Annotated in this window: 11 protein-coding genes and 3 tRNA genes; 7 read left to right on the top strand and 7 right to left on the bottom strand. The window is 62.1% G+C overall.

Going from position 1 to position 10,979, the window contains the following annotated elements; translation table 11 throughout:
- Nucleotides 1–106 precede the first annotated feature (106 nt).
- Complete coding sequence (hpt, locus tag AB0O87_RS04845) at nt 107–658, bottom strand: hypoxanthine phosphoribosyltransferase (RefSeq protein WP_363512256.1); 552 nt, start codon at nt 656–658, stop codon at nt 107–109.
- Between the two features lie 21 nt (nt 659–679).
- Nucleotides 680–1,672 (bottom strand): tRNA lysidine(34) synthetase TilS, encoded by a 993-nt coding sequence (gene tilS / locus AB0O87_RS04840; protein WP_363512254.1) that lies wholly within the window; start codon nt 1,670–1,672, stop codon nt 680–682.
- Nucleotides 1,673–1,765: 93 nt separating this feature from the next.
- Here tilS and AB0O87_RS04835 point away from each other — a divergent pair, with 93 nt between their 5' ends.
- Nucleotides 1,766–2,257, top strand: coding sequence for an inorganic diphosphatase (locus AB0O87_RS04835; protein ID WP_363512252.1), 492 nt, complete (start codon nt 1,766–1,768; stop codon nt 2,255–2,257).
- Nucleotides 2,258–2,349: 92 nt separating this feature from the next.
- On the opposite strand, the gene AB0O87_RS04830 is transcribed toward AB0O87_RS04835, so the two are convergent.
- Nucleotides 2,350–3,744 carry a M23 family metallopeptidase gene (locus tag AB0O87_RS04830; RefSeq protein ID WP_363512250.1) on the bottom strand — a complete coding sequence of 465 codons (1,395 nt, stop codon included), beginning with the start codon at nt 3,742–3,744 and terminating at the stop codon, nt 2,350–2,352.
- 208 nt (nt 3,745–3,952) lie between these two features.
- Between AB0O87_RS04830 and AB0O87_RS04825 the strand changes: the two genes are divergently transcribed.
- From AB0O87_RS04825 to AB0O87_RS04810, 4 genes are all read left to right on the top strand, one after another.
- A tRNA-Glu gene (locus tag AB0O87_RS04825) sits at nt 3,953–4,025 on the top strand.
- 30 nt (nt 4,026–4,055) lie between these two features.
- Nucleotides 4,056–4,129, top strand: a tRNA-Asp gene (locus AB0O87_RS04820).
- Between the two features lie 69 nt (nt 4,130–4,198).
- Nucleotides 4,199–4,271 (top strand) — tRNA-Phe (locus tag AB0O87_RS04815).
- Nucleotides 4,272–4,401: 130 nt separating this feature from the next.
- Nucleotides 4,402–5,037, top strand: a complete 636-nt coding sequence (locus tag AB0O87_RS04810; protein ID WP_363512248.1) for a LysE family translocator — start codon at nt 4,402–4,404, stop codon at nt 5,035–5,037.
- Here the strand turns inward: AB0O87_RS04810 and AB0O87_RS04805 are convergent.
- The 3 genes from AB0O87_RS04805 to AB0O87_RS04795 all read right to left on the bottom strand — a co-directional run bounded on the left by AB0O87_RS04805 (nt 5,032) and on the right by AB0O87_RS04795 (nt 7,581).
- Entirely contained in the window at nt 5,032–5,886 is an 855-nt protein-coding gene (locus AB0O87_RS04805) for a transposase (protein WP_363512246.1), read from the bottom strand. The two genes, AB0O87_RS04810 and AB0O87_RS04805, sit on opposite strands and share 6 nt — an antisense overlap.
- A 27-nt stretch (nt 5,887–5,913) precedes the next feature.
- On the bottom strand, nt 5,914–7,239 hold the full coding sequence (locus tag AB0O87_RS04800; RefSeq protein WP_363512244.1) for a VCBS repeat domain-containing M23 family metallopeptidase: 1,326 nt from the start codon (nt 7,237–7,239) through the stop codon (nt 5,914–5,916).
- A 78-nt stretch (nt 7,240–7,317) separates the two neighbouring features.
- Nucleotides 7,318–7,581, bottom strand: coding sequence for a hypothetical protein (locus tag AB0O87_RS04795; RefSeq protein WP_363512242.1), 264 nt, complete (start codon nt 7,579–7,581; stop codon nt 7,318–7,320).
- A gap of 141 nt (nt 7,582–7,722) precedes the next feature.
- Here AB0O87_RS04795 and AB0O87_RS04790 point away from each other — a divergent pair, with 141 nt between their 5' ends.
- Nucleotides 7,723–8,028 carry a hypothetical protein gene (locus AB0O87_RS04790; RefSeq protein WP_363512240.1) on the top strand — a complete coding sequence of 102 codons (306 nt, stop codon included), beginning with the start codon at nt 7,723–7,725 and terminating at the stop codon, nt 8,026–8,028.
- A gap of 230 nt (nt 8,029–8,258) precedes the next feature.
- Nucleotides 8,259–9,656 (top strand): cell division initiation protein, encoded by a 1,398-nt coding sequence (locus AB0O87_RS04785; protein ID WP_363512238.1) that lies wholly within the window; start codon nt 8,259–8,261, stop codon nt 9,654–9,656.
- A gap of 87 nt (nt 9,657–9,743) precedes the next feature.
- Here AB0O87_RS04785 and AB0O87_RS04780 read toward each other — a convergent pair whose 3' ends face one another.
- Nucleotides 9,744–10,916 (bottom strand): acyl-CoA desaturase, encoded by a 1,173-nt coding sequence (locus AB0O87_RS04780; RefSeq protein ID WP_363512236.1) that lies wholly within the window; start codon nt 10,914–10,916, stop codon nt 9,744–9,746.
- Between the last annotated feature and the right edge of the window lie 63 nt (nt 10,917–10,979).

The following is a 10,979-nucleotide window of genomic DNA, read 5'->3' as shown; positions in this document are numbered from 1 at the left end:
CCCTTCGACAGGCTCAGGGACCGCCCTTCGACACAGGGTCGCTGAGCTTGTCGAAGCGTCGGTCGCTGAGCTTGTCGAAGCGTGGGTCGCTGAGCTTGTCGAAGCGTCAGGAATATACGTGCGGAGCAAGCACCGCAACGTCACGCAGGTTGCGGTAGCGCTCGGCGTAGTCCAGACCGTACCCGACGACGAAGTCGGTGGGGATGTCGAAGCCCACGTACTTGCAGTCGATGACGACCTTCGCGGCTTCCGGCTTGCGTAGAAGCGCGAGCACCTCAATGGACTCAGCCCCGCGGGATCCGAAGTTCTCCAAGAGCCAACTCAGTGTCAGGCCGGAGTCGATGATGTCTTCCACGATCAACACGTGCTTGCCGTTGAGGTCAGTGTCGAGGTCTTTGCGAATCTGAACCACACCGCTTGATTTGGTGCTGGCACCGTAGCTGGAGACAGCCATCCAGTCCATCGGAGCGTGGAAGGGGAGAGCGCGCGCAAAGTCGGCCATCACCATGACCGCGCCCTTCAGTACTCCAACGAGGACGAGGTCTTTACCTTCGTAGTCCTGGGCGACCTGCGCCGCGAGCTCATCAAGCTTGGCGAGGATCTCCTCCTCTGTGACGAGGATCTGTGCAAGGTCGTCCTGGATCTCCGCGGCGCGCATGGATTGATTTTAGACGACAAATCAGCGGCGGAAGGCAGTGAAGACGATGCGCGCTCCGTGACGAGTGGCGGAGCACCCTGGCAAGTCGATCGGACCTTGGCCGCTCCAGTGGGTCACGAGGCGAGCAACTTCGAGGGTTTGTGTTCGTGTCAGGCTGACCCCGAACTCACTGTCGACAACGAGCCGGATGATGCGGTTGCGCAGTGCAGCGGGGTTCGCGGCGAGCGCTGGCACGCTCACCGAAATCCCCGCTTCTGCGTGTTCGACGATGTCTTCGATCGTCTCGTTGATCATTTCGTCGAATGCTTCTGCATCTTCGCGCAACTGCTCGGCTGTGCGAACCAGCGCCGCGGCAATGCCCGGTCCGAGCTCCGTTTCCAGCGCCGGCAGCACCCGCTCGCGCACCCGCACCCTGGCGTAGCGGTCGTCGAGGTTGTGTGGGTCGTTCCAGGGATCGAGCTCGGCGGCGACGCAGAAGGCGCGCGTTGTTTCGCGTCGTGTCCCCAACAGCGGTCGCATCCACCGCACACCGTTGTTGTCTGCTCGCATGGGCGCCATCCCTTGCAGGCTGGTCGCTCCCGACCCTCGCGCTAGTCCGAGAAGAACCGTTTCGGCCTGGTCGTCGAACGTGTGACCGAGGAGCACTGCGGATGCGCCGATAGTCGTTGCGGCTTCACGCAAGGCGTCATAGCGCGCTTCGCGTGCTGCCGCCTCTGGGCCGCCCTCCCCTGCGACGTCGACCTGCATCACGCGAGCCTCTAGCCCCAATTCCTGCGCGGCCCGTGAGGCAGCTGCTGCCACCTCGGCGGAATCCTCTTGAAGGCCGTGGTCCACTGTGACGGCTGTCACGCGAAGGCCGCGCTTGGCAGCTTCGAAGGCAGCAGCCGCCGCCAACGCAAGCGAGTCGGCGCCGCCAGAGAGTGCAACGACGACGGCCGCTCCTTCCGGCAGGTTGGCGAGTGCGGTGCGCACGGCCAGGCGGATCTCAGCAATGGCGGGAGAAAGAGACGGCACCCTCCCACGCTAAAGCACTGCCATGTTCGGCGCAGGCACCGCGGGTAGGCTAGTCCGCGGTATCCAACCGAACTTTTCTTGAGGAGCACACGCATGGGCGCACACGACGCCGTTATCGAGATTCCGCGCGGCAGCCGCGTGAAGTACGAGGTCGACCACGAAACCGGACGAGTGCACCTCGACCGCGTGCTCTACACGACCTTCGGCTACCCGGCCGATTATGGCTACTTCGAGAACACGCTCGGCGAAGACGGCGACCCGCTCGACGTACTCGTGTTGCTTGACCACGCGATCTACCCCGGCGTTGTCGTCGAGGTGCGTCCCGTCGCTGTGCTCAAGATGAGCGATGAGGCCGGCGGAGACGACAAGCTCGTCGCTGTTCTGTCGAAGGACCCCCGGTGGGCCCACATCCAAGACATCGAAGACATCGCCGATTACACGAAGAAAGAGATCGCGCACTTCTTCGAGCACTACAAAGACCTCGAGCCCAACAAGTGGGTCAAGGTTGACGAGTGGGCTGGCGCCGCAGAGGCACAGCGCATCCTCGACGAGTCGATTGTGCGCTTCGGCGAGCAGGGGCACTGATCAGTTGACCCTGTCGGCCGAATACGTCTGACGCGAAAACCCCCGGCGCCAACTGGCGGCCGGGGGTTTTTCGTCTGTCGATAGATTCTGGCTTATGCAGAAACGCCACGTGCGGCAAGGAACGCGACAGGGTTCACTGCGCCGCCGTTGACGTACACCTCGAAGTGCAGGTGGCAACCGAATGAGCGACCTGTGTTGCCTGCGTAGGCGATGACTTGGCCAGCGCTGACCGACTGCCCCCAGCGCACAAGGATGCCGCCGTCGCGAATGTGCGCGTAGCCGGTTCCGACGCCACCGCCGTGCTGAATGCGAATGTAGTTGCCGTATCCGCCGTTGTACGCGGCGTAGTCGACTGTGCCGGAGTTTGCGGCGTAGATTGCAGCACCACAGCCGTTGGCGAAGTCAGTTCCATAGTGGAAGCTCGAGGAGCATCCCTGGGCACCACACTGCTGAGAGCGGGGCCCGTAGCCCGAGCTGTTGCCGCCACCGTGCGGACGTCGCCAGCCGCCGGTCCCTTGCGAGCTACCGCCACTGCTACCGCCGCCTCCGCCTGCTGCGGCGGCGGCTGCTGCGGCCGCGGCGGCTTTGGCTGCGGCGGCGGCTGCGGCCGCTTCTGCCTCTCGGCGGGCTTTCTCCCGCGCGGCGACTCCTGCCTGGTATCCGGCCACCGTTTTGGTGGTTGTGTCTTTGAGCGCTGCGAGCTGCGCCTGCATCGTTTCGAGGTTGGCTGCTTGCTCATCGAGCGCGGCCTGCGCAGCCTGTGCGGCTTCTTGCGCAACGACCATCTTCTCCTCGGCGACCTTCTGCAAACGGTCACGCTCGTCGCGCGCCACAACGGCCTGGTCGCTGAGGGACTGCGCTGAGTTGCGTGCCGAGACAGCGTCGTCGTACACCGACTGGTTGTACTCGAGGAGTTTGTCCATGGTGCCGAGGCGCGCAAGCAACTCATCGGCATTTTCTGCTGAACCGGCGAAGAACAGCTCCATCGAGGTGTCATCGCCACCGTTGCGGTAAATCTGTGCGGCGACCTGGCTGGCCTTGCGCGCGGATTCATCCGCTACCGCCGCCTGCTCATCAGCCTTTGTCTGCAACAGATCAGCTTCGGTCACTGCAGCGAAGTAGGTCTGTTGAGCTTCGTAGAACTCGTCAGAGGCGACTTTCGCTGCCGCCTCCGTGTCCGCGACTTTTTGCGTCAGGGACTGGATGAGTCCTTCGATACGCGAGACTTCGGCGGCCTTCGATGCTTCGTTGTTTTTCGCGCGCTGCACGTCGTCCCAGCTGGGGTACGTCGCAGCGTTGGCGGCAGAAACGCCGTTGGAGATCCCGAAGGCGCTGAGCGCGACGACGCTCAGCACGCCGAGGCCGATGGCCCCGCGGCGACTCACGCCCATCTTCTCGAACGCGCGACTTTCGGCAGGAGTGGGCGCGCAGCCGCAGTCCTCAGACGCTGCTGCAGCGGCAGCGTCTACCGTGATCTTGCTGTTCACTCGGCCCCTTCCGCCGGTTTCACACTTGTCACACTAACAACAACTTTCACATCTGCACCAGCTTCTGCTGGTGTCAGCGTGAGACGCGCAACTCCCCCATAGTGCGTCCGAAAGTGGTCGCGACAAGGTTGCCGCGCCCTCGATTCGCAATTTGGTCAGATCATCCCTTATGCTCGAGTGTCGGCAAGGAAGTCCTCCGGGACAGAACGGCCCCATCGTTTAGCGGCCTAGGACGCCGCCCTTTCACGGCGGTAGCACGGGTTCGAATCCCGTTGGGGTCACAACTTTCCGATATAATTGAAAACAAGTATGGCCCTGTAGCGCAGTTGGTTAGCGTGCCGCCCTGTCACGGCGGAGGTCGCGGGTTCAAGTCCCGTCAGGGTCGCTCCGTGCGATGGGCTCTCTCTTCGGAGAGGGCTCTTCGTCTAGGACGCGACAGGTTCGCCAGTCGCGCGGCTCTGTAGCTCAGTTGGTAGAGCGTTCGACTGAAAATCGAAAGGTCACCGGATCGATGCCGGTCGGAGCCACAGGGTGATCGTTACAATCACCTCAGAAACCCCCACCTAGCTTCTAACATGGTGGGGGTTTTGCTTTGCCCTGAACGTCGAGGCTGATTCCGGCCAGCGTTCATCACGCTGAGCGTAGATCGTTGCTCAGATGAGTATCGAAGCCGTCGTGGCGCTGGTGATTTTTCTCCTCCCCCTCGCCTACAGCCCTGGTCCGGGCAACGCTTTCTTTGCAGCGATTGGCGCGAAGAAGGGGCTTTCCGCGGCAGTGCCGGCGCTGGCGGGCTATCACGTAGCGACTTTCGTCGTTACGGCCGCGATCGGAATGGGCATGGGGGTCACAATCCTCACGAACCCCGCGGTTTCTCGAACCCTTGCGGCGGCGGGAGGAATCTATATCCTGTGGCTGGCGTTTCGGTTCATTCGCTCTGCGCGCGCTCGATCAGACACGCACGCTGACGAGTTCGACACGTCTCACACGCGGATGGGGTTTTGGACGGGCGCCGGCGTGCTGTTGCTGAATCCGAAGGCGTATTACATCATCGCCGTGATGTTCACTCAGTTCCTCCGACCCCCGCTGAATGACGACGTCGTGACGGTGCTGACGATCACCACTGTTTTCACGCTGAACAACCTCCTCGCGTTTGTGGTGTGGACATCGGCAGGCTCCGCACTCGCGCTGCTGTTTCGAAGCGAGAGGTCGAGACGTCGGATGGACTACTTCTTTGCGGCGACGTTGATAGGCGTCGCAATCTGGATGGCAGTTCCGCTGTTCGTGCCTCTATGAGGAAGCCAAGCTCTCCAGCGATTCCCGCGCACGGTCTGCATCCCTCGCCGCGGCGGCGACTCTCTTGTTCGCTTCTTTCCGCTCAGCTTCTGCCGCCGGAAGATCTTCGTTCACGCTGTCTGCTTCCGCCCGCGCCTTGGTCAGCTGAGCTTCTAGTTCCGCCGCGCGCTCAGATAGTTCTTCCTTCTTCGCGCGCAACCTCTCCAGAGCCGCTTCCTTCTTCTCGACGTCTCGCTGGGCAGCAGCATGTTCTTTCTCCGTCTCTGCGAGGAGTCGCTCAGCTTCGCGGCGCGCTCGTCGCGCCTGAAGCTCGTCTGGTCGCTGCGGAGGCTCGTCTTTCAGTTCTGGCAGATCCCCCACAACGGCGTCACGAATATCCGTCGCTGTTACCGACGGATCAAGCGCACGCACCAGCCGCCCAGACGCGACCGCCGCTGCCGCCGCTGGATCGTAAAACGCCGCAGAGATGCTCTGCTCTACGGCTTCGCGCGTCGCCGGCGTGATCTTTTCACCACGGGAGGCAGCTACTTCCGCGGCGACGCCTGCAAGCCGCGTCGTGAGCGCGCGTCGATCTCTGTTTAGCTTCGCCAGGGCAGCGGCATCCAAATCCTTTTGCGCTTCTCGGAGCTCCCGCGCCAATCGCAGCGCCTCCCCCAATTGGCTCGCCCGCTCCTGCGCAAAAACGTTCACCACCCACGCAGCGATCGATGGCTTACGAAGCGCGCGAATTTGGGCGTCGAGTTCAGCATCGTCGACTTCACTGGCGCGCGCTTTACGCGATCCAACGAACTCTGCCAGAGGCGCGGAGTAGAGCGCTACCGCGATCTCTTCGAATGTGCGACCAGGCATGCGCTAACGATACGCCGCACTCTGCGGCTATTCGATGGCGAGGTGATCGGCCCAATCGGAGCTGACAAGCCTTCGCGCCCCGAACTCACCGGTGCCTCGTCCCGGATAGAGGTAGAGCTGAGCCGAGGGAGTGCGCACCAACACGTCGGCCCGTCCATCGCCGTCGTAATCGACGCCTCCCGTAGCCGCCGTGAACTCCACCCAACCGGAGCCGACGACGCGCCTCGTCTCAAACCCATTTGGTTTGCCAGGGTAAAAGTAGAGGGTGCCGGTGTCACTCATAGCAATGATGTCGCCGCGGCCATCGTTGTTGAAGTCGCCACCGATCAAGAAATGGAACCCTTGCCAGCCTCCGCCAACGGTGACGTGAGGACTGCCAAAAGCACCGGTTCCGTTGCCCCGATAGATCGTCAGCACTCCCGCAGAAGAGACGCCGAGGACGTCCTGTTTTCCGTCACCGGTGTAGTCGGCACCGGATGCCGTGTGCAACATGTTGTACCAACCGTTGCCCACGCTCGTGGCGCTCGCAAACGCGCCAGCGCCCCTGCCTGCATAGAACTCGAGGATGCCATCAGACCTGGCCGCGAGAAAGTCGCCCCTGCCATCGCCGTTGAAGTCTGTATGGGTGACATGCCTTCGAGAGTCAGCCCAGCTGCCGAAGAGGTTCGTTATGCCCTGGAATCCCCCAGAGCCTGTCCCCGCTCGCAGGCTGAGATCCCCGTCGCCCGCAACGACCAGGAGATCCGCTTTGTTATCGCCGGTGTAATCCGCCGAGACGACAGCAGGTGCTGGCCCCGAGCCGAGCCCGGGGAAGAACATCGGGATTGCTGCGCCGCGGGTCACGTTCGAAAGGCAGGTATAGCCCTGGTTCACGGCCGTATAGACAGTCCCGTTCAAACGCACTTCGAAATGCAGGTGATAGGCCGCGGAGTTTCCCGTGTTGCCGATCACCCCGATCTGCTGGCCCCGAACCACACGCGTGCCAGGGGCGTACGTGCCAGGCGAAGCCATGTGCGCGTAGCGCGTGACGTAACCGCCGGGGTGCTCCACATCGGTGTAGTTGCCATAGCCGCTGTTGACGGTACGCGACTTGATCACCCCGTCGTAGGCGGCGAGGATCGGCGTTCCCCTGGTCGCTGAGATGTCGATGCCCTCATGTGCGCGGTAGTTGTTGCGGCAGCCGTCCCCGACCTTCGATTGAATGTTGCCGGAAGCAGGATGGACCATCTGCCCATTTACCGCCGCCACAGCCGGAGTCGACGACGTCAAAGAAGGAGCGAGCGCCCCGATGCAGACGGCGAGAACAGCGACGATTCCGATCCGGCCTAGACGCGCGCGCGGTGGTCGCATCATCTCGATGTTCTCTCTTGCTCGTCGGCCCCAGGGGCATGATGCCCACCGACGTCACCGTACCAGGGCGCACGGCATGCGTCAGAGCATGTCGTACTCGCTTCCGTAAGAGGCGACATCCTCGTCGCCGTTTCCCACGTCGAAGTCGACGGATTCCCGGGAGATCACCACTCGTGTCGACGTCGACACGAGCACGCTGACCTCCCCGCTGCCGGCTACCGCGAGGTCGATGAATCTTCCCCCGGACTGTGCCGCTGCTTCGATCCGCCGCTTCACATCGACGGTGTCTTCTTCTTCGGCCAGCAGAAAACCAGCTCCATCGACCACGATCCGTGTGCGCGTCATCATCTGCCTCTCACCCTCTGCTTGTCTCGACTCATTTGCACTGTCGTTACTGCGCGACGCTAACCGCGAGCCTCTTTTCACAGAAGGGGATTGCATCATCCCGCAATAAGAGGCAGGGGCCTCACGGGTGTACCGTGCAGTATGGGCAGATTGCGCTACGACGGAACCTCAGATCCGATCATTATCGAGGACGCTACGCTGGCGCACCTGAAGATCGTCATTGCGACGAAACTCCGCCGTCAAGAAAGTTTCATGATGACCTGGCGACCGGTCGAAAGCAGCGTGGATCAGCGCGCTACCGTCTGGATCCACCCCGCCATCCCGCTGCAGTTTGGGTTCGACAGAGCGGAACTTCCGCCCGTTGACGCGCGATTGATCGCCGAGATGATGAAGGCACTGAACGCGTCAGGCGAACTCACCCTGGACCGTCTCACCAGTTCTTCTTGACGAGATGCGCCTCGGTAGGCGCAGGTAAGGCGTCCGTGAGGGCGAAGTCTGCACATTCGAGCGGACAACACATGGCCGACGCAACTATGCTGGGGGCGCGCCTTGCCCGTCGGCTTGCCGACTCACGCTGCGAGGCGCGCATTGACGATCTCCTCATCCGGTCTCACGGACCCGCATAGCGGGTGGGAGTCACCTCTCCCCGTGTGACCACGCAGAAAGGCATGAAACCCATGAGCGAATCCTCCGGAGCCGCAGACCGTGATGGCGAACGTTCGCCCGATTTCTTCGACCAACTAATCGAGACCACGCCAAACGACCAGCAGGATACGTTCACGATTGGTTTCCGTGGCTATGACAAGGGCGAGGTCGATTCCGCTCTTTCGTCTCTGCGCAACCAGCTCAAGCAGATTGCGGCTGATCTGGCCGCTGCGCAGTCGGGCGAAGCCGATGCCATCAAGGCTGTGCGCAACGAAGCTCAGGAAGAACGTGAAGCTCGCGAGGCGCTCGAGAGCGAGCTCACTGCGGCGAACGCGAAGATTGCCGAAGCAGAGCAGCAGGTCGCAACGCTGACCTCCGAACTCGTCGACGCCCCTCAGCCCAATGGAGAGGAAGCGCCGTCGCGTCAGCAGTTCGAGGCTATTCTTCGAGTCGCTGAAGAGCAGGCGAACGTTCTCATTCAGAACGCCGCGGTGCAGGCAGACCGTCTGATGACTTCCGCGCGCGAAGAGGTCACGGCTCAGCGCGCAGAGGCCGACGCTGACTCCGAGCGGATCACCGCTCAGGCGCAGCGCGATGCCGACCAGGTTCGTCTGAAGATGGACACCGAGTACACGGCTCACGAAGCTCGCATCGAGCGCGAAGCAGCGCATGCCGCCGAAAAGGTGAACCAGGCGGCGCAGGAAGCAACGGCGATTCGCACCGAGGCAGAGAAGGGCGCAGCAGCATTGCGTTCCCTCGTCACGCGAGAGACCACCCAGTTGCGCGCAGATGCGGAGCGCGAAGTGCGGGAGATGAACGCTCGCGTGCTGGAGTTCGAAGAAACCCTGACGCGTCGTCAGGATGACGCCCAGCAGGAGTTCCTCGTGCTGCACAACCAGGCAGTCGCGCACGCGGAGCGCATCACGAATGACGCGAACGAGCAGGTCGCCGCATCTCTGGAGCACGCGCAGCGCATCTCCGCTCGTGCCGAAGACTACGAACGCCTCACTCGCACACAGGCACAGGCCATCGAAGCGGATGCGCAGGTGCGTGCTCGCGAGATCCTCGACCGCGCACGCGTAAAGTCGCAGAAGATCGTGGACTCTGTCACCAACCACACCACGGCGGTGTTGCACGACGCTGAAGACCGCACGCGGCAGTTGCGGTGGCAGCAGCAGCAGCTCTCGAGCTTCATGGCCGAGGTCAAGGAACTCATCCGCCCAGACGGCATCTTCTCTGATGACGCTCTCCCCGCGGAGCTGGCCGAGCCAGGCACGACCGATGGCAAGAAGACCTCGCCTCAAGCGGAAGAGGCCCCGGAGGAGACCTTCCTCGGCGACGAGGTCCTCGAAGACGAGCTCGACGATGACAGCCCGCTAGAGAAGATCACGATCGATGTAGTGGAGACCGAAGACAAGTCTTCCAACTAGTTCGCACAACAACAGAGGCTCGAGCAGGAATTCCTGCTCGAGCCTCTGTTGTTGCGGGGTGGGTCATCCCCCCGACGTCTGTTGTCGTTACGCGCGTCCGAACTGCGCCGTTGCGGGGCAATCGAACGGGTCTGCGCCGGCCGAGAGACCGACACGGTTCAAGTACTCGATCACGATCATGTACGAGCGTCCCAGGCTGGTTTCCGTGTAAGGAACATCGTTTGCTGCGCAGTATTCGCGCACGACCTCGCGTGCCTTCGACAGGTGCAGTCGCGGCATGCTCGGGAACAGGTGGTGCTCGACCTGGTAGTTGAGTCCGCCCATGAGCCATGTGGCCCACCATCCGCCGCGAATGTTGCGAGAAGTGCGCACCTGCTTCGTGAAGAAGTCGAGCCGGGCACTCGGGTCAATGATCGGCATGCCCTTGTGGTTCGGAGCGAACGAGGCTCCCATGTAGACACCGAAGACAGCCATCTGCACGCCCATAAAGGCGAAGGCCATGCCCAGCGGAAGCATCATGAAGACCGGAATGAGCACGATCGCGAACCGCAGAGCGATGATGCCGAGTTCGATCCAGCGTCCCTTCACGTTTCGCTTCGTCGTGAGGTGCTTCAGGCCGATGTAGTGAAGGTTGAGCCCTTCAAGGGTGAGCAGCGGAAAGAAAAGCCATCCCTGCTTGCGGGTGATCAGACGCACCAGCCCTTTGGACTGCGCGGCATCTTCCTCAAGGAAAGAGATGGTGTCGACCTCGATGTCGGGGTCTTTGCCCACCTGGTTCGGGTTGCCGTGGTGCTTGGTGTGCTTGGAGTCCCACCAGGAGTAGCTCATACCGATGCTGCCGGCGAGGATGCGCGCCAGACGGAAGTTGGCTGGGCCCGTCGTAAGAATCTGTCGGTGCGCTGCCTCATGGGCGAGGAACGCGATCTGTGTGAAGACAATGCCGAGGCCTGCAGCGATGAGTAGCTGGAACCAGCTGTCACCCAGCAGAATGAACCCGGTCACTAGCCCACCAAGGGCAATCACAATGCCGGCCGCGACGAAGGCATAAAACCACTTCGCCCTGCGGAGCAGGCCCATCTCCTTGACGACCTGAGACACCTGCTTATATGCCTTGGCCATCGGAGGGAACTCCGCGTTGCCTGAATACGTTTGGCGAATCGGACCGAGTGTTGCCTCGGTCGTTTCGATCTGTGTGCTGGAGATGACCTTCTCCTGTCGATCGGAGCCCGTGAGCTGTGTAAGCCCAAGGCGGTCGCCCAACGCTTACTTCACAGTAACTCGTGCCTTATGCACACTCGGGAATACTTCTACCCCCCTTGACAA

The sequence above is a fragment of the Microbacterium sp. NPDC076768 genome, from assembly GCF_040687205.1.
GTDB lineage: Bacteria > Actinomycetota > Actinomycetes > Actinomycetales > Microbacteriaceae > Microbacterium.
Note: the sequence above shows the minus strand (reverse complement) of the source record. Positions and strands in the feature narration are given on the sequence as shown.